Genomic DNA, 684 nt, shown 5'->3' with positions numbered 1-684 from the left:
AAATCTTTTAATATTATTTGATATAGGTTACCATTTTCATCAATAAATAAAACCTTATCTTCAAAAATAAAAAGATTTTCTGGAGAAATTATTTTTATCTCCAATTCTTTATTATTTATAAGAGCATTTCATNNNNTAGATCCTCCTTCAATATCTATCTTCTTTATTTTTTCTATTTTATATATTATAGAATTATATTTTATTGCATTTTCTAATATTTTTTTAGAATCTTTGTCTAAAATTTATAATCTTCTAATAAAAATATTTCATTGAAATTATCATCGTAAAATCCTACAAATTTTGGATTTGATATTGGGAATAAAAGTTTTGGCATAAGGTTTTCATGTTTTTTACCATTATATATAATATTTACTGTGGTAGGTTTATTAGAAGGTTCTATTATTATATTTTTATCTTTTATTATATTTAAATTGAGTAATTCTGATTTTTGATTAACATTTTCTATTTTTTCTAAATTTTCTATTTGATTTTTAAATAATTCATAGAATTTTCCCTTTTTCTTAATTAAATCANCAGGTTTTTCCTTCTTCAACAATTTTTCCGTCTTCTATAACAATAACTCTATCCATATTTAATACTTCCGCTAAATTATGTGAAATATATATTAAAGTTTTATCTTTTGAAATATTTAATATAGCAGAAAAANNNTGTTCTCTGCTCTTT

The organism is Candidatus Nanopusillus massiliensis (assembly GCF_920984865.1).
Note: the sequence above shows the minus strand (reverse complement) of the source record.